Source organism: Companilactobacillus nodensis DSM 19682 = JCM 14932 = NBRC 107160 (genome assembly GCF_000615905.1).
GTDB lineage: Bacteria > Bacillota > Bacilli > Lactobacillales > Lactobacillaceae > Companilactobacillus > Companilactobacillus nodensis.
This window is the reverse complement of record NZ_BAMN01000006.1, coordinates 92,256-109,920: the sequence shown is the minus strand read 5'-3', so window position 1 is coordinate 109,920 and position 17,665 is coordinate 92,256. Positions and strand designations below refer to the sequence as shown.

The 17,665-nt window shown below is 38.4% G+C and carries 15 protein-coding genes, 1 pseudogene and 1 other annotated feature; of the genes and pseudogenes, 3 read left to right on the top strand and 13 right to left on the bottom strand.

Annotated elements, in window-relative coordinates; genetic code table 11:
• Positions 1 to 28 precede the first annotated feature (28 nt).
• From moaA to JCM14932_RS06005, 3 genes and pseudogenes are all read right to left on the bottom strand, one after another.
• Positions 29 to 1,028 (bottom strand): annotated as a pseudogene (gene moaA / locus JCM14932_RS14685) (GTP 3',8-cyclase MoaA).
• A gap of 390 nt (positions 1,029 to 1,418) precedes the next feature.
• Positions 1,419 to 2,300 (bottom strand): DMT family transporter, encoded by an 882-nt coding sequence (locus JCM14932_RS06010; RefSeq protein ID WP_025024096.1) that lies wholly within the window; start codon positions 2,298 to 2,300, stop codon positions 1,419 to 1,421.
• Positions 2,300 to 2,509, bottom strand: a complete 210-nt coding sequence (locus tag JCM14932_RS06005; protein WP_025024095.1) for a heavy-metal-associated domain-containing protein — start codon at positions 2,507 to 2,509, stop codon at positions 2,300 to 2,302. Before JCM14932_RS06005 ends, JCM14932_RS06010 begins: the two co-directional genes overlap by 1 nt.
• Before the next feature lie 145 nt (positions 2,510 to 2,654).
• Between JCM14932_RS06005 and JCM14932_RS06000 the strand changes: the two genes are divergently transcribed.
• Genes JCM14932_RS06000 through JCM14932_RS05990 form a run of 3 tightly spaced genes read left to right on the top strand, consistent with a single transcriptional unit; the run spans position 2,655 to position 4,870 of the window.
• Positions 2,655 to 2,933 carry a hypothetical protein gene (locus JCM14932_RS06000; RefSeq protein ID WP_025024094.1) on the top strand — a complete coding sequence of 93 codons (279 nt, stop codon included), beginning with the start codon at positions 2,655 to 2,657 and terminating at the stop codon, positions 2,931 to 2,933.
• Positions 2,933 to 3,928 (top strand): hypothetical protein, encoded by a 996-nt coding sequence (locus JCM14932_RS05995; protein WP_025024093.1) that lies wholly within the window; start codon positions 2,933 to 2,935, stop codon positions 3,926 to 3,928. Before JCM14932_RS06000 ends, JCM14932_RS05995 begins: the two co-directional genes overlap by 1 nt.
• 15 nt (positions 3,929 to 3,943) lie before the next feature.
• Positions 3,944 to 4,870, top strand: a complete 927-nt coding sequence (locus JCM14932_RS05990) for a polyprenyl synthetase family protein (protein WP_025024092.1) — start codon at positions 3,944 to 3,946, stop codon at positions 4,868 to 4,870.
• Positions 4,871 to 5,164: 294 nt separating this feature from the next.
• Here JCM14932_RS05990 and JCM14932_RS05985 read toward each other — a convergent pair whose 3' ends face one another.
• The 10 genes from JCM14932_RS05985 to rbfA all read right to left on the bottom strand — a co-directional run bounded on the left by JCM14932_RS05985 (position 5,165) and on the right by rbfA (position 17,657).
• A complete protein-coding gene (locus tag JCM14932_RS05985; protein ID WP_025024091.1) occupies positions 5,165 to 6,493 on the bottom strand; it encodes a dihydrolipoyl dehydrogenase family protein in 1,329 nt (442 codons plus the stop codon).
• A 97-nt stretch (positions 6,494 to 6,590) separates the two neighbouring features.
• Positions 6,591 to 7,982: an asparagine--tRNA ligase gene (asnS, locus tag JCM14932_RS05980; protein ID WP_025024090.1), complete on the bottom strand. Its 1,392-nt coding sequence runs from the start codon at positions 7,980 to 7,982 to the stop codon at positions 6,591 to 6,593.
• A gap of 58 nt (positions 7,983 to 8,040) precedes the next feature.
• Positions 8,041 to 8,271: a binding site (T-box leader), on the bottom strand.
• 53 nt (positions 8,272 to 8,324) lie between these two features.
• Positions 8,325 to 10,175, bottom strand: a complete 1,851-nt coding sequence (gene lepA, locus JCM14932_RS05975; RefSeq protein WP_420834776.1) for a translation elongation factor 4 — start codon at positions 10,173 to 10,175, stop codon at positions 8,325 to 8,327.
• A gap of 144 nt (positions 10,176 to 10,319) precedes the next feature.
• Positions 10,320 to 11,450 carry a molecular chaperone DnaJ gene (gene dnaJ / locus JCM14932_RS05970; RefSeq protein WP_025024088.1) on the bottom strand — a complete coding sequence of 377 codons (1,131 nt, stop codon included), beginning with the start codon at positions 11,448 to 11,450 and terminating at the stop codon, positions 10,320 to 10,322.
• A 135-nt stretch (positions 11,451 to 11,585) separates the two neighbouring features.
• On the bottom strand, positions 11,586 to 13,451 hold the full coding sequence (gene dnaK / locus JCM14932_RS05965; protein WP_025024087.1) for a molecular chaperone DnaK: 1,866 nt from the start codon (positions 13,449 to 13,451) through the stop codon (positions 11,586 to 11,588).
• Positions 13,452 to 13,504: 53 nt separating this feature from the next.
• Positions 13,505 to 14,092: a nucleotide exchange factor GrpE gene (grpE, locus tag JCM14932_RS05960; protein ID WP_025024086.1), complete on the bottom strand. Its 588-nt coding sequence runs from the start codon at positions 14,090 to 14,092 to the stop codon at positions 13,505 to 13,507.
• Between the two features lie 16 nt (positions 14,093 to 14,108).
• On the bottom strand, positions 14,109 to 15,155 hold the full coding sequence (hrcA, locus tag JCM14932_RS05955) for a heat-inducible transcriptional repressor HrcA (protein ID WP_025024085.1): 1,047 nt from the start codon (positions 15,153 to 15,155) through the stop codon (positions 14,109 to 14,111).
• A 139-nt stretch (positions 15,156 to 15,294) separates the two neighbouring features.
• Positions 15,295 to 16,236, bottom strand: a complete 942-nt coding sequence (gene ribF / locus JCM14932_RS05950) for a riboflavin biosynthesis protein RibF (RefSeq protein ID WP_025024084.1) — start codon at positions 16,234 to 16,236, stop codon at positions 15,295 to 15,297.
• A 12-nt stretch (positions 16,237 to 16,248) separates the two neighbouring features.
• A complete protein-coding gene (gene truB / locus JCM14932_RS05945) occupies positions 16,249 to 17,157 on the bottom strand; it encodes a tRNA pseudouridine(55) synthase TruB (protein ID WP_025024083.1) in 909 nt (302 codons plus the stop codon).
• Positions 17,158 to 17,297: 140 nt separating this feature from the next.
• Complete coding sequence (gene rbfA / locus JCM14932_RS05940; RefSeq protein ID WP_025024082.1) at positions 17,298 to 17,657, bottom strand: 30S ribosome-binding factor RbfA; 360 nt, start codon at positions 17,655 to 17,657, stop codon at positions 17,298 to 17,300.
• Positions 17,658 to 17,665: the final 8 nt, after the last annotated feature.

Sequence of the window (17,665 nt, the reverse complement as noted above, 5' to 3'; positions counted from 1 at the left end):
TTCAGGTTGTTTAAACTTATTATCTCACTTATCCGCCAATTTGGCTCATGTGTCTCCAAGTTGGCGCCTTGTCAATGACACGATCAGCTTCGTCCATTGCCATTTCATGGTTAAGCGGCTTGCGGTCAAGCGATTTTTGGATCAAACGTCTGAATTCCTTTTTGTAAGGAATGGCTTTGCGAATATCAATTTCTTCATTCCAATATAGACATGCCTTAACATATCCATCAGCTGTAATACGCAATCTGTTACAATTTTCACAGAATTTGGAACTGATAGGGTGAATCAAACCAAAACTACCCTTGAACCCTTTGATTTGATAATTATCTGATGGTCCATTACCTTTTAACTCAATCGGTGAATATTCTAACCCATTTTGCTCACACGTATTGAAGACGTTTTGTAAACCAACATATTCCTTCTTCCACATTTTTTCAGAGTTACCGATCGGCATGAACTCAATGAAGCGGACGTTCACATCATGATATTGAGTATATTTTAGGAAGTCCAACACTTCATCATCATTCTGACCTTTGATCAGAACTATATTCAATTTGATTTTTTTAAAGTGCAATTCAGCCGCAGCATTGATTCCATCGAGAACTTGTTCAATATTACCACCACGAGTAATCTCCTTATAACGTTGCGCCTGGAATGTATCAAGACTAATATTCAATCGATCAAGACCAGCCTCTTTCAGAGCCTTAGCCCTTCTTAGCTAGGAACAATCCATTAGTAGTGATTGAGACATCCTCAATACCCTTAACAGCCTTAATTCGGCGGACGATATCAACTACATCCGTACGTAATAAAGGTTCTCCACCAGTTATACGTACTTTGGAAATACCCATTTCAGCAAAGTTCTCAATCATCTGGACGATTTCATCCTGAGACAAAACCTTATCGGTTGGGAAAAATGGCAGACCTTCTTTGGGCATGCAATAAACACATCTCAGATTACATCTATCAGTGATCGATAGTCGCACATAATCATGCACCCGATCATATTGGTCATACAATTTTTCCATAATGAAAACCTCCGAATACTATTTTAACTTGTGAAGTATATAATTAACTAATCTTATTATGTATTAGATTTATTCCATTAGGAATTGGTAAAAGCCCTATAAAATCAGAGCGCTACAAAAACCGGGTAACTACTGAGCATCACCTAGAATAGTGGGATTGCCACGTAGTGGTGATTTCACTATTCGTAGTGAGCGGAGGTAGTTGGTTTTTGTAGCGCGTTTAGGATAGAGCGCGTTGAAAGGCGGTAGACCTTGAGCATCACCTAGAATAGTGGGATTGCCACGTTGGTGATTTCACTGTTCGTAGTGAGCGGAAGAGATTGTTCTTCATAAGCACGTTTCAGATAAAACCGTAAAGAGAAAAAAATCTCTCACCCGAAGGCAAGAGATCTAATCAGTATTGGCACGAGTAAATGTGACGATTGCGGTTGATGTTATCAACAACAAAGCACCAATAATAATATTTGCGGTAATCTGAATTGGGAAGAAGAAGTAAGAATAAATAATTACAACGATTGGTCCCAATGCTCTAACGATATTGGCTTTACCAGCAGTAATAAATTTCAAACTAGTGTAGAACAATAATAATGATAAGAAACCATTAAAGAAAGCTCCGAAAAAGTTAAATGTGACAGCCTTTGCTTGAATTCCACCGAATGTTCCTGGAATGATCAATGCATAGACAAACAATAATACTGCTGAAACCAAGTGGTTATAGAACAAGACATTTCCCGGATTATTGTCCTCTACCAAATATTTAGCAATAATATTATTTATGGCATACATTAAAGGATATATGAAAGCACAAACGATTCCCCAGATACTATCAATTTGAATCCGACCGGTTGAAACAAAAATCGATCCACCGATACACATCGCAATGGCCAAATAATCCCACTTGACTAATTTTTCTTTCAAAAAAGCATATGATAACGCAAAAACATAAACTAAATATATTCGAGCAATCAATGTAACTGTGACTGGGCTCAATAATGTTAGTGCAATATATTGCAAAATAACACCGACGGCATTGGACAATCCCAATGCGATCACCCACTTATTTCTAATAATAGAAAAATCGTGATACATCACAAATATCAAAATCAAATTGAAAATTGCGGCAAAAACACTGGTGAACAATGCACCAATAACTGGATTAAGACTGACTAATGAGAATTTGTTAAGAACTGGACTGATACTACTAAATAATAACGAGATTAAATTAAGCTCAACTCCTAGAAGTTGGGCTTTTTTGGTAGTCATAGAATTCACTAAGCTAATTCCTCAACCTTAAATGGTTTACTTGCTAAATCAGCTTTAATTTCATTTACATCCAAATCTTCATTTCCAGAAATAGTTAAAGTCATCTTGTCCATATCTTTGTCGAGCTTCTCAACACCCTTAGCGTCCTTGATTAATTCTGCAATGTGCTTTGGGCAGTTTTCACAATGCAATCCGCTTACTAAAATTTGTTTTTCCATAAGATATTCCTCCAATATATTAATTCTATTACTTTTTTATAATAACGCAGTAAGAAATTAATTTAACTTAGGAATTTTACTAATTTTTTATTATTCATAAAAACGCTAAAATATAAGTAATATAGGAATGGAGAATTAATTAATTATGGCTGAAAATGTAAGTATGGAACAATCAATCTATCAATTACTAAACGACGTAAATCGTAATTACTTTACTTCTAACCGTCAATTAAATAAACAATCAATGTTGTATCAAACAATTGATGAAGTTCAAGGCAAAGGTTGGTTCAATGATTTGAAACTCGAAGAAATCGAAAATTATGCACTTGCCACAGCTACATTGAAACCTGCCACTTTAACTAAGGCTGGTATCAACAAATTATCTGAACTTAAAAAAATCTACGGTAAGGAGGAAGAAAAGTAATGGACATCGATGATCTAAAGAAACAAATGAGCGGCCGCTTTGAAAATGCCCCTATTCAATCTTCTGCCTTCTACGCTGATCCAGAAGATCACTTAGACAACCAAAAGAAACTGCGAACAACACTAAAGGCATTCACAGAAACACAAAAGATGATCACCCCCTTTGCCTTACAGATCCTCTGCACACACGCGGAGATCACCCTTATGCCATTGGGATTATTAGACTTAAATGAACTAAAACAATGGGAAGACCAACAACGTAAAGATACTGGTATCTTGATCGGTAACCCGGACAAACGTACCGGCATGCCACTAGTTATCCAGTTCACTTCACACGTCAAAGAATTCGAATCTGAAAAGAAGGTTCTTGACGTCTATACCGACGACATGTTCAACCACTTCCACGAAACATTTAACGACCATATCTGGCCTGCAGTTATGAAGTACTTGAACGAGAATCAAACCATCCTCAAAGAAATCGAAAAGAAACTTGATGAGGAAAGAATTGAAGTTAGAGATTTGACCCTCAAGCAGTTGGAACCATTGAATGAATCAGAGATCAAAGAAAAACTTGGTGTTCCTCTTAAAAAAGATCAACTAGAACACTACTCAAATTACATTGCGGATATGAGCCAAGTTAACTCGATCATCACCTCATCGAGTACCTTCACTAAAGAACAAATTTTAAAAGACAAGCCATTCCCACAGATGATGAATTTGGCCGAAATGCGTAATACTTTCTTCTATGTATTGGATAATACATTCAATGAAATATTGTATTTTTACATTGAAGCATACGGAACCAAAGATCCTAGATTAAAGAAGCATCTTCAAACACTCCGCAAGAACTTAGCCGCAATTATGCGCCAAGATGCCTGGAAGAAGTCGAATGATATCATCGAAAAAGAGCAAAAATTTGAATCACAGAAGTTCTTCAGTTCAGTATTCTTACCGATTGCTGAAAATCTAGAAGTCGAAATCGATAAATTCAAGTAAGGAGAAACATCCATTATGGCATCACCATTTGAACAATTTGAACATCTCAATCCAAAATTGATCAATTTGGAAGACTACATCCTCCACTTGATTGAATTAAACAAAGACGACATCATCTCTGAAGCAAGTGGATTCTTGAAGTCTGGCCGCTTCTTACACGGAGCCTTCTTCTATCTATTCTCTAGTTTCGGTAAAACTGAGGACCTACGAGATAATGCTCTACAATCAGCTGCAGCCGCAACACAAATGTTTTATATTCGTAATGAAATGATGCGTCGACATCAAGCTGGTCCAGACTCAATCAAACTAAACTTTATGGTCGAATATTTCTCTGATTTGATCGACGTTGAACTCCGTAAATGTTCAGCTGACGACGATGCCTTGCAAGGAAAAATCGATGCGATTCAAGAAATCACTACACAACAATTACTCGCTGACGAGCAAATGGTTAAACCAGTCGAAGATATTGCTGAATATATCAAGCGAGTCGAAGGTCGTTCAGCTATCATGTTCGAGTTTGCCTGTCGCTTCGGTGCTCAAGCAGCGCACGCATCTGATATCATCGTGGATTCTGCTGGACAAATTGGTCGAACAATCGGCATTGCCTACCAGATCAAGAGTGAGGTCCTCGATTTGGTTGGTATCAACACAACTGAAGAAGAATTTGGACCACTCTACATGTTACAAAGTGGCGAATTCACCTTGCCAGTAATTTTTGCCATTGGTAAAAAAGGACCTGACTTCATGAACAAAATTGCCGAAGCTGGTCGCACAGGCGAAAAGGCATTAGCTGAAACCGCTGAAGAAGTGATCGACAACGGCGTTGATGCTTCACAAGTTATGATCAAAGAGTACAAAGACCAAGCATTGTTCGACATAAATATGTTGCCGGAAATTCCTGAAAAACACGACTTACAGAAGTTAGTTGAAATGTTACTATAAAAATAAGCAGATGCGAAAATTCGCACCTGCTTTAATTATTTTTTCCTAAAATATATCTGTACAAAAATGCCATATGCTACAGAAAGTGAAATGAATAACAGTGTATATGATGACCAACCTGTAATAAATATCAACGATAATAAAATGACAATGAGCAAAACTCCGATTAACTTAACATAAATATTAGTCTTGAGCACTTTTATCACTCCTTAATTTAATCACATTATATTATTCACCTTAGCATGGAACAATTCATATAACAATTTGTCTTCTAACTGTGTGATATCAAACTTCCTAAATCAAATACTGCAAATCACTTGCTGGTGTTGGATAAGCAAAGATAGTATTCAAAATTTCATCATGAGTTAGCTTTTTATTAATAGCTAACGTTAAATAATTAATAACCTCATCGGATTCATTACTCATCAAAGTTGCCCCTACGATTTGATTATCTTTATTGAAGACAACCTTTGCTTTGGCAATCGGTTCATTAGTTCTGTAATACGTGAACCACTTAGTTAGATCCTGATCGACTACCGAATAGTCATCAGGATTTTTTTCTGCTTCCATTGTACTTACTCCGACTTTGGCCAACTCTGGTGAGCCATACACCAGAGTTGGAATAGCTGGGTATTCGATATCCTTATCAGTCTTACCGTTAATCACGTCAGCGACATACCGAGCATCAAATCCGGCGACTGGAGTTAACTTAGGTTGTTCTTTATCAACCACATCCCCTATCGCATAAATATTAGGATTAGTTGTCTGTAACTTCCTGTTAGTTTGAATACCTCTACGCGAGTATTCCACTCCAGCTTTTTCCAAGTCCAGATTATCGACATTAGGAATACGTCCAGTTGCACCAACGACTAAGTCACTTACCAAATTAAAATCACCTGCATCTAGAACATACTGATTGCCGATTTTAGTGATTGACTTGGTATCAACATTGAAATGAAATTGAATACCACGTCTTTCTAGTTGTTTGACCAGAGCATCCACATATTCCTTATCAAAGCCCTTAAGAGGACGATCATTGTGATGCACTATATGAACTTCAGCACCCGTTGAACTGGCAATAGTTGCCAACTCAAAGGCAATATAGCCGGCTCCAATAAAGGTTACCTTCTTAGGCATTGACTTCAAATTCATAAAGTCCGTACTCGTAAATAAATTGTCCTTACCATCAATATTCAGACGGCTGGGACGCTGACCAGTTGCAATAACAAACTTATCAGCTTGATAGACTTCATCATTGACACTGATCTGGTCTTCAGCAACAAACTTCGGACTACCATCAATTGCTGTGATACCGGCACTAATCAGACCATTACGACTACCATCAGGAATCTTACTAGTATATGTATCTTTGAAAGCTTCAAGTTCTGACCACTTAACTAGTGGTGCTTCTCCGAATCCTTTACCCTTTAGTTGTGATACACGGTCACGTGCTTGAACACCACTCAATAACATTTTCTTAGGGTCACAGCCACGGTTAGGACAAGTTCCACCCCATTGATAATTTTCAACCACGGCTACATCTTTGCCAGCAGCTTTAAGTGCATATGCTTCAGCGAGGCCAGCTGGACCACCGCCAATAATTATTGCATCGAATTTGTTCATTTATCTAACTACCTCCGATAATTTGAGTAAAAAAATAGACCCTGTAACATTTCTATTATAGGAGTCTATGTATAAATATTTTAGTTATATGCTTGAACTAGAATTCAGCATTACCTGGTGTTCTAGGGTAAGCAATGACATCTCTGATGTTTTCCATACCAGTGATGTACATGATCAATCTTTCAAATCCAATACCAAAGCCTGAGTGAACTGTACCACCGTACTTACGTAATTCTAAGTACCACTTGTAGTCGTCTTCGTTCATATCAAGTTCAGACATTCTCTTCTCAAGCTTTTCAAGACGTTCCTCACGTTGCGATCCACCGATCAATTCACCGATTTCAGGAACTAATAAGTCAGCTGCCGCAACGGTCTTACCATCATCGTTGGCACGCATATAGAAGGCCTTGAAGTCCTTAGGATAATCAGTAATAAAGACAGGCTTCTTGTAAACTTGTTCTGATAAGTAACGTTCGTGCTCTGAATCAAGGTCAAGTCCCCAGTAAGGTTTAACTTCAAATTCAACGTCTGTAGCTTTTTCCAAGATATCAATAGCATCTGTATAAGATACGTGGGCAAATGTTTCACCAGCAGTAGCTTTTAAGCGATCGATCAAAGTATTATCAACATTTTCGTTCAAGAAGTCGAGTTCTTCTTTGGCATGATCCATAACGTAGTTGATAACATACTTAAGCAACTCTTCTGAACAGTTCATTTCATCTTGTAAATCAGCGAATGCTAATTCAGGTTCGATCATCCAGAATTCAGATGCGTGACGGCCTGTATGTGAGTTTTCAGCTCTAAATGTAGGGCCAAATGTATAGACATTTCTGAAGGCCAAAGCAAATGGTTCAACTTCTAGTTGACCACTAACAGTTAAGTTAGTTTCTTTTCGGAAGAAGTCTTCGTTGTAGTCGATCTTACCATCATCAGTCTTCGGAACATTGTTCATATCAAGTGTTGTAACTTGGAACATTTCACCAGCACCTTCAGCATCAGAACTAGTGATGATTGGTGTGTGAACATAAACGAAATCATTTTTTTGTAAGTATTCGTGGATAGCAAAAGAAGCTAGTGAACGAATGCGGAATACAGAATAGAATGTGTTGGTTCTTGGACGCAAGTGAGCAATTGTTCTCATAAATTCATATGAGTGAGCTTTCTTTTGCAATGGATAATCAGCATCAGAAGCACCCTCTTCGATAACTTCAGTAGCGTGGATTTCAAATGGTTGTTGAGCCTTAGGAGTTAATGCTAATTCACCAACAACTTTGATTGTTGTACTGATTGGGAACTTAACTACTTCAGCGTAGTTCTCCATGTCACTTGTAATAACAACTTGAACATTCTTGAAGAATGAACCGTCGTTTAATTCGATGAAACCTACTCGTTTTGAACCTCTGATCGTACGGATCCAACCAGAAACAGTGATTTGATCACCGTCCGCAAATTCTTTTTTGTATAAATCTTTAACTAAAATGTTTTGCATTTATTTCTCCTTTTGATTTTGGAATACTATAGACGAAAAAAAATCCTCCATCCCCAATAAAAGGGACGAAAGATTTTCCGCGGTACCACCCAAGTTTTTGTAAAAAACACCTCAACGTACATTAAAATACTTGCCAATTATAACGTACTGGTGCACGTCTGAACCTACTCTCGAAATTTCAGTCAGAAGAACAAAGATGTTTTTCGTATATACCGACACGCCAAGCTCTCACTAACCTTGACTCTCTGTGGATGAAGTATATAGTACTCCTTCTTTTAATATCTATATATTAATTTTCTTAAATGTAGCATATCTTTGTGCAGCTTGTAAAGTCCAAATTACCTACTTGCCTGAATCGTCTGTCTGACCTTTGTTCAAGTTAAGGACTGACATGAAGGCTTCTTGAGGAATCGAAACTTTTCCGACTTCCTTCATCCGCTTCTTACCAGCCTTTTGCTTGTTCAATAGCTTATCACGACGAGTACGGTCACCACCATACAACTTAGCAGTAACATCCTTGCGATAAGCTTTAACAGTCGCACGGGCAACAATCTTGTTACCAATTGCGGCTTGAACAGGAATCTCAAACATCTGACGAGGGATTACTTCCTTCAAACGTGAAACGATGTCACGTCCACGTTGATAAGCGAAGTCCTTGTGGACGATAAAGCTCAAGGCATCGACTGACTCACCATTAAGCAAGATATCCATCTTAACCAACTCACTTGGCTCATACTCTTCAACACGATAATCAAGTGAAGCATAGCCCTTTGTGTTAGATTTCAAGTCATCAAAGAAATCAAAAATGATCTCTAGTAGTGGCAACTTGTAAATAACATTAACACGATATTTATCGAGATAATCCATTGTCACGAATTGCCCACGTTTACGCTGACACAATTCCATCACTGGGCCAACAAAGTCCTCTGGTACCATGATCTCAGCTCGAACATAAGGTTCACGAACCTCCTTGATCTCAGAAGCATCTGGCAATTCTGCTGGATTATCAACCACGATCTCTTCACCAGAAGTCGTTGTAACGTGATAGTCAACTGATGGTGATGTGATGATCAAATCAAGATTGAATTCACGTTCCAATCTTTCTTGGACAACGTCCATATGAAGCAATCCTAAGAATCCAACACGGAAACCAAATCCTAATGCTTGAGAAGTTTCAGGCTCGTATTCCAAAGCCGCATCATTAAGCTTTAATTTTTCTAGAGCTTCATGCAAGTCTTCATACTTACCATTGTCAACTGGATACATACCGGCATAAACCATTGGTGTGCTCTTGCGATAGCCAGTTAACGGTTCATCAGTAGGATTGTCAGCCAATGTGACAGTATCACCAACTTGTGTTTCGACAACCGACTTGATACTAGCAGTAATATAACCAACATCACCAGCCATCAAGTAATCACGTGAAACAGCCTTAGGTGACATGACACCGACATCAGTAACTTCGAAGGTCTTCTTATTACTCATCAATTCAATCGTGTCTCCGACCTTAACAAGGCCTTCACGAACACGTACGTTCAGCACAACACCACGATAACTGTCGTACACAGAATCGAAGATCAAAGCCTTCAGCGGTTTGGTGATATCCCCTTCAGGAGCAGGCACATCAGAAACGATTCTTTCGAGTAACTCGTCAATACCCAAACCAGTTTTGGCACTAGTCATGACTGAGTCAGAGGCATCGATTCCAATCATTTCTTCAATTTCTTCTTGAACCTTTTCAGGTTGAGCAGAAGGGAGATCGACCTTATTGATAACTGGAACTATTTCCAAGTCATTATCAATGGCCAAATAAGCGTTAGCAAGTGTCTGTGCTTCAACACCCTGTGCAGCATCAACTACTAACAAGGCACCCTCACAGGCAGCCAAGGAACGCGAAACCTCGTAAGAGAAATCGACGTGTCCTGGTGTATCGATCAGATGGAAAATATAATCCTTTCCATCTTTAGCAGTATATTCAAGTTCAACCGCGTTTAATTTGATTGTAATTCCACGTTCACGCTCCAAGTCCAAATCATCAAGGATTTGAGCTTTCATATCACGTTTTGAAACAGTATGTGTCTTTTCCAAAATACGATCGGCAATTGTTGATTTACCATGATCGATATGCGCTACGATAGAAAAATTACGAATTCTTTTTTGTCGTTCTTTTAATTTATCAAGATCCAGATCCATAAATGTTTCCCTTCTATCAATGTTTTATCATTTATTGAATTAATTCTCATCTTACTTATTTTACACTATTTCAACCTATACCACCATCACAGATAACCCAATCAAAGTATCAAAAAAGTCGCAAATTATTTGCGACTTTTTTATTTAACCATTAAATGCATCTTTAATCTTATTGAAAAAATTACTATCTTTTTCTTTAACTTTGTTTCCGCCTGCTTCCGCAAACTTCTTCAAAGCTTCTCTTTGTTCTCCAGACATCTTACGTGGTGTAACAATATTAACTGTAACCTTTTGGTCACCGATATTCTTACTATTAAGAACTGGAGCACCCTTACCACGCAATCTGAATGATGTACCAGTTTGAGTACCACTTGGAACTGTCAATTTAACAGCACCATGCACAGTATTAACTTGGATTTCATCACCCAATGCAGCTTGAGGGAAACTAATATTTACTGATGAATAAATTGTTGATCCATCACGTTGAAATTCTTTACTTGCGGCAACATGGAACACGATATATAGATCACCGTAAGGTCCACCGTTTTCTCCGGCTTCACCTTGGCCATCTAGACGCATTTGTTGACCGTCTTCAACACCTGCTGGAACAGTAACCTTAAGAGTATGTTTCTCATTAACTTTACCCTTACCATGACAAATGTTGCATTTTTCTTTGATTTCTTTACCAGTACCGCCACAGACATCACAAACAACTCTTGTACGCATACGGCCAAGTGGTGTTTGACGATCTACTTCGACGTAACCAGAACCGTGACACTTAGAACATGTTTCAGGATGTGTACCAGGTTTGGCACCACTACCGTCACATGTCTTACATAGTTCTTCACGATCATAAGAAATATCACTCTTCTTACCAAAGACACCTTCTTCAAAAGTTAGATCCATACGATATTGCAAGTCTGAACCTTGTCTTGGAGCATTAGGACTTTGACGAGCTGTACCGCCACCAAAGAACTGACTAAAGATATCTTCAAAACCGCCGAATTGTTCTCCGCCGGCTCCTCCACCAAAGCCACCAAATCCTTGGCCTTGATTCATACCAGCTGATCCATATTGATCATATGCGGCACGTTTTTGAGGATCCTTCAAAGTTTCGTAAGCATCGTTGATTTCTTTGAACTTTTCTTCAGCATCAGGAGCCTTATTGATATCTGGATGATACTTCTTCGAAAGTGTACGGAAAGCTTTTTTAATTTCGTCTTCAGAAGCGTTTTTATCAACGCCTAAAGTTTCATACGGATCTCTATCTGCCATTTAAAAATCACCCTTGTGTTGACTAGGACTGTACGTCCGATTTTATCTTTTATGCTCAAAAGAGCAGTTGTTAATACTATACCATTGTTGGTCTAGTAATTAAAATGACTGCTCTTTATCACAAATTAATATTTATTATTTTTTGTCTTTATCTGGGTCTACTTCTTCGAAGTCACCATCAACTGTACCGTCATCAGACTTCTTACCGTCCTTTGAATCAGTACCTGCACCAGCAGCACCGTCAGCACCACTAGCCTTTTGAGCATCTTGAGCTTGTTGATATAGTTTTACAGAAAGGTCTTGAACGATCTTATTCAAATCGTCACGTTTCTTCTTCATGTCTTCAATATCACCAGAGTCTTGAGCCTTCTTCAAAGCATCACGAGCATCTTCGGCCTTCTTGATTTCATCGTCAGAAACCTTACCCTTAATATCTTTAAGAGTCTTGTCAGTAGCAAACAATGCTTGTTCAACATCATTCTTAACGTCTACTTCTTCCTTACGTTTATTATCTTCGTCAGCGTGTTCCTTAGCTTCTTTCATCATTTGATCGATCTCTTCATCGCTCAAACCTGATGAACTCTTGATAGTAATCTTTTGTTCCTTATTAGTACCAAGATCCTTAGCAGAAACATTTACAATACCGTTCTTATCGATATCGAATTTAACTTCGATCTGAGGTACACCTCTTGGTGCAGCAGGAATATCTGTTAATTGGAAACGACCTAAGGTCTTATTGTCAGCAGCCATTGGACGTTCACCTTGTAGAACATGGATATCAACAGCACTTTGGTTATCAGCAGCAGTTGAGAATGTTTGTGACTTGCTTGTTGGGATAGTTGTATTTCTATCGATCAACTTAGTGAATACTCCACCCATTGTTTCAATACCTAATGAAAGTGGTGTGACATCAAGTAGAACAACGTCTTTAACATCACCAGAGATAACACCACCTTGAATAGCAGCACCTAAGGCAACGGCTTCGTCAGGGTTGATTGAGTGGTCAGGTGTCTTACCAGTCCACTTTTCAACAGCAGCTTGAACAGCTGGTGTACGAGTTGAACCACCATTTAAGATGACCTTATCAAGATCATTGATTGATAGGCCGGCATCCTTCAAGGCATTGTCAACTGGGATCTTTGTCTTTTCAACTAAGTCAGCTGTCAATTCATCGAACTTAGCACGTGTCAATGTTTCTTCCAAGTGAAGTGGGCCATTAGCGCCTGATGAAATAAATGGAAGACTGATTGATGTTTGTGCAACACCTGATAAGTCCTTCTTAGCTTTTTCAGCAGCATCCTTTAATCTTTGTAGAGCCATCTTGTCTTGTGATAAGTCAACGCCATTCTTGTTCTTGAATTGTTCAACTAACCAGTCGATAACCTTTTGATCAAAGTCATCACCACCAAGATGTGTATCACCATTTGTTGAAAGTACTTCGAAGACACCGTCACCTAATTCAAGGATAGAAACATCGAATGTACCACCACCAAGGTCATAAACAAGGATCTTTTCGTCACCCTTGTCATTGTCAAGACCATAAGCAAGTGCTGAAGCTGTTGGTTCGTTAACGATACGTTGAACATTTAGTCCAGCAATCTTACCAGCATCCTTAGTAGCTTGTCTTTGTGAATCATTGAAGTATGCAGGAACTGTGATAACAGCATCTGTAACTGGTTCGCCAAGATAATCTTCTGAGAACTTCTTGATGTGTTGCAAGATCATAGCTGAAATTTCTTGTGGAGTGTATGATTTACCGGCTACGTTAACTTTGTAACCTGCTTCACCCATGTGTCTCTTGATTGATGAAACTGTATCAGGGTTAGTGATTGCTTGTCTTTTGGCAACTTCACCAACTTGAATTTCACCATCTTTGAAAGCTACAACAGAAGGAGTAGTTCTTGCACCTTCAGCGTTAGCAATAATCTTAGGTGATCCACCTTCAAGTACAGCAACGGCTGAGTTGGTTGTACCTAAATCAATACCAATAACTTTTGACATAAATATAAACCTCTTTTGATTTTTAATATTATTTATTAACTAAATTATGAAACCTATTGAGCTACAACGACCATTGCTGGACGTAGAACGCGATCTTCTAATTTGTAACCCTTTTGTAGAACTTGAACGACAGTATCTTTTGCATGATCTTTGTCAGCAGGAACAGTTTGAACAGCTTGACTATCAGCTGGATCAAACTTATCACCAGCATTGTCAATAATCGTTACATGGTTATCTGTCAAAGCCTTAACCATATGTTGCTGAACCATTTCGATACCCTTCTTTAGTTGCTTGCCGGCATCATCGCTGACTTCAACTGCCAAAGCTCGTTCCAAGTTGTCGATAACTGGAAGAATTTCTGTAGCCAACTTTTGACCATCATACTTAAGGATTCCAGCAACTTCCTTCTTATGACGATTATTCATATTTTGAATTTCAGCTTGGCTTCTCAAAAACTTATCTTCTAGCTCTGAATTCTTAGCCTCAAGATTCTTGATCTTTGTATCCTTAGGATCGATCTTGGTTACTTTTTCAGCATCCTTCTTAACATCTTTGGCGTCTTTCTTTGCCTCTGACTTAGGTGCTTTTTTTGATTGTTCACTAGAAGCTTTTACATCTTCTTGTTTCTCTTTATCTGCCATTACTTCCTCCTAAATATCAAGAATCATCATACCGTGAATAATAGTCGATCAGGCGCTTAGCCAATTCCTGTCTAAATTCACCTAATAAACCAATTAATTGTGAATAATGCATTGTCGTTGGACCAAGTAATGCAATCACACCTTTACCATGATGTCCAACATCATAGTTAGCCGTGATAATACTGTAGTTCTTAAATGCATCTGACCCTAACTCACTACCTAGGCGAACACGAATGCCGTCATTAGCATCACTTGGATCAAGTAGTTTTTTCAAATCTGTACTTTGATTAATAATTGAGAATAACGACTGAACATCTGAAAGATCTTGATTATTCGCATAATTTAACAAGTTAAGTTGACCATCAACGAAATACTTTTCCGATCCGGCTTTTTTGAATAACTGATCGATCATATCGATCAATCCGTCGTTTGAATACATATACTCAGACAAGATAGCTGGTATATCATTGTGAAGCATTTTCAAAACTCTAGGCAATGGTTGTCCAACCAACTTATCATTAACAACTCTTACAATTTTTTCGATCAATTCAGTATCAAAGTTTTCATCGATCGTATAAATATTACTCTCAACATTATTGTCACTCGTGACGATGATCGCCATGATTTGACGTGGATTCAAAGGCACGATCCTGAATCCTGTTAACAAGATCGAACTGCTCTCTGGTCCTAAAGTGATTGCCGTATAACTAGTTAGATGAGATAAGATCTTCGCCGATTGTTCAATGATGTCATCAATTTGATGATATGTTTGACCAAAATCCTCGTCGATCCTCTTTGCGATATCTTGCGGTACGGTAGTTGGTTGTACCAAATTATCTAGATAATAACGATATCCCATTGCGGAAGGAATACGACCGGAAGATAAATGAGTCTTCTCTAAATAGCCTATTTCTTCCAACACAGCCATCTCATTTCTGATAGTCGCTGAACTAACATGAAATGACAATGCATTCATCAATGTCTTTGAACCAACCGGCTGGCCGGTATCTGTGAAAATGCGCACGACTTCTCTCAAGATTGCATCTTGACGTTCCGATAACATTCTACCGTCCTCCTTTTAGCACTATTCATATTGGAGTGCTAACAATGTAAAATATAACAATCTATCCTTATAGTGTCAAGTGGTGAGACTCATAAAATTTAAAATTTGCACAAAGAAAAAAGCAGGTCTGCTAAACCTGCTAATCTTCATGTTCTTTGAAGTAATTGAGTGCATCCATTTTGTCTTTGTGAAGCTGCTTGACCAATCCATCTGCACCGTCAAATTTAACTTCACCACGCAAATAGTGCAACCATTCAACACGGACATCCTTGCCATAAATATCTCGATCAAAATCAAAAATGTTACATTCAATCGTGACGCCCGTATCCTCTTTGAACGTTACATTGTATCCGACTGAGGTCATCGACTGATACCATTTACCATCTATCTCGATACGAGTCACATATACGCCGATAGAGGGCTTTAATTGATCATTACTAGTAACTACATTAGCTGTTGGATATCCCAGTGTACGGCCACGCTGAAGGCCATGTACAACATGACCTTGATTTTGGTAATCATAGCCAAGATAAGTATTGGCTGTATCAACTTGATCATCTAAGACCAACTTCTTGATCGTACTAGAACCGATCTTGTCACCATTGATTGTTTGCTCAGGCACAGTCACTACTTCGAATCGCCCTTTGGCATAATCCGGTAATGTTTGCATATTAGCAATATCTTTTTTACCGTACGTATAATCGAATCCAGCTACAATATATTTACTTCTCATTCGTACCATGTAGTCGTCAACGAAGTCCTGTGGGGCTAGACTGGCAAAATCAGTCGTAAATTCAACAAAGTACAAATAATCTACACCTAATTTTTCAACTAATTCTGCCTTACGATCCATCGTGGAAATATATTTATAATTTTCTTCATGTTGATATATTTCACGGGGGGAACGATCAAAAGTTAAAAGCACCGATTTCAAACCTTTTTCATGTGCCAAATCGACTCCACGTTGAATCACCTTTTGATGACCACGGTGAACACCGTCAAAGAATCCCATAATCAAAACAATATCTGATTCAGGTATTTGACTATCCCTCAATGGATGCTTAACATTCACAATTTCCATCAATTCATCCCCCTAATCGTTATTCAAAAGCATTGTTTCCGGTATCCATAACTGTCGTTCATCATTGAACTTATAGATTGCCTTAGTCACATGATTACGAGTAACTCGCATCATATCGTCTTCGTTATAGCCAACTAAATCTAAGAAACCACCGTGCAGGACACGGACTTCCCATTCTTCATCAGTCAATTCATGGGCTTGCATATCTGATAACACTTCATCAGTTGAGCGCAAGAATCCATGATTATCTTCTGCCATCATTTTTTCTATATCAGCCAACTTGTATGTTTCCTCGATACTGAATCCGGCACTCTCAGTTCTAGTCAGCTTAGACATGAATGACGGTACACCTAACAATTCACCGTACTCAACTGCCAATGTTCTAACATAAGTTCCTTTAGAACATTTTACGTGAAATCTCAACTTTTGCTTGCCAGTTTCGGCATCAAACTCGGGTTCACCCATCATATAAAAATCATAGATGTGAATGTGGCGTTCCGGACGTTCAACCTCAATACCAGCTCGGGCATACTCATATAGTTTCTTACCGTTGACTCTGACAGCTGAATACATCGGTGGAATCTGTGTTAAATCCCCGATCATCTTTTTGAAGTTAGCTTCCAGAGCATCATTTGAGAATGGTTCTGCTAAACTTACTTCTTTGACGGTCTCACCTTCACGGTCCTCAGTTGTCGTCGAACGACCGAGCGTTATTTCACCTTCATATTCCTTGGGCGAACCTGTCAGTCGATTAACTAGTTTGGTAGCCTGACCTACACAAATTGGCAAGACACCATCTACTAGTGGGTCCAATGTACCAGTGTGGCCAATTTTTTTTGTATGCAAAACTTTTCTTAATTTATATACATAATCGGAACTTGTCATTCCGATTTCTTTATTTAGGGGAATTACTCCGTTCATTACTATCTCCCGATTCATCAAAATTATTAATTTCAAACCATATCAAGAACTATTTTACTAGTTATTAAAAATAATAGCATTCATTTTTTGAAAGACAGCCAAAAAAAGACTCAGCAAAATTTGCTGAGTCTTAAATTATCTTATTTGTTCGCTTCGTCTTGGTGCATCTTAGCGATTAAACGATCGATTTTTTCTCCATATTGAATGGACTTATCTTGTTTAAATTCGAGTTCTGGAATCTTATACAATGTCAGTCTTGGAGCTAGTTCTTTACGAATAAGTCCCTTTGCCTTATCAAGTCCTGCCTGAGTATTTTCAATATCTTCATCCTTCTCAGATAAGATACTGTAATAAATCGTAGCGGATTGTAAGTCTCCTGTCATCTCAACCCCAGTAACTGTAACGCCTTGAACACGTGGATCACGAACACGTTTTAGTAGAATATCATTTACTTCTTTTTGAATCTCTTGTTCTACACGACCGATTCGATGTTTTACCATATTATCAT

Bases quoted from the DNA above. Each gene is read 5' to 3' on its own strand.
- rbfA (WP_025024082.1), bottom strand. From the start codon at position 17,657: ATGGTAAAACATCGAATCGGTCGTGTAGAACAAGAGATTCAAAAAGAA.
- JCM14932_RS06005 (WP_025024095.1), bottom strand. From the start codon at position 2,509: ATGGAAAAACAAATTTTAGTAAGCGGATTGCATTGTGAAAACTGCCCA.
- asnS (WP_025024090.1), bottom strand. From the start codon at position 7,982: ATGCAAAACATTTTAGTTAAAGATTTATACAAAAAAGAATTTGCGGAC.
- JCM14932_RS05985 (WP_025024091.1), bottom strand. From the start codon at position 6,493: ATGAACAAATTCGATGCAATAATTATTGGCGGTGGTCCAGCTGGCCTC.
- hrcA (WP_025024085.1), bottom strand. From the start codon at position 15,155: ATGTTATCGGAACGTCAAGATGCAATCTTGAGAGAAGTCGTGCGCATT.
- grpE (WP_025024086.1), bottom strand. From the start codon at position 14,092: ATGGCAGATAAAGAGAAACAAGAAGATGTAAAAGCTTCTAGTGAACAA.
- JCM14932_RS05995 (WP_025024093.1), top strand. From the start codon at position 2,933: ATGGACATCGATGATCTAAAGAAACAAATGAGCGGCCGCTTTGAAAAT.
- JCM14932_RS06000 (WP_025024094.1), top strand. From the start codon at position 2,655: ATGGCTGAAAATGTAAGTATGGAACAATCAATCTATCAATTACTAAAC.
- ribF (WP_025024084.1), bottom strand. From the start codon at position 16,236: ATGGAAATTGTGAATGTTAAGCATCCATTGAGGGATAGTCAAATACCT.
- dnaJ (WP_025024088.1), bottom strand. From the start codon at position 11,450: ATGGCAGATAGAGATCCGTATGAAACTTTAGGCGTTGATAAAAACGCT.
- lepA (WP_420834776.1), bottom strand. From the start codon at position 10,175: ATGGATCTGGATCTTGATAAATTAAAAGAACGACAAAAAAGAATTCGT.
- dnaK (WP_025024087.1), bottom strand. From the start codon at position 13,451: ATGTCAAAAGTTATTGGTATTGATTTAGGTACAACCAACTCAGCCGTT.
- truB (WP_025024083.1), bottom strand. From the start codon at position 17,157: ATGAACGGAGTAATTCCCCTAAATAAAGAAATCGGAATGACAAGTTCC.
- JCM14932_RS05990 (WP_025024092.1), top strand. From the start codon at position 3,944: ATGGCATCACCATTTGAACAATTTGAACATCTCAATCCAAAATTGATC.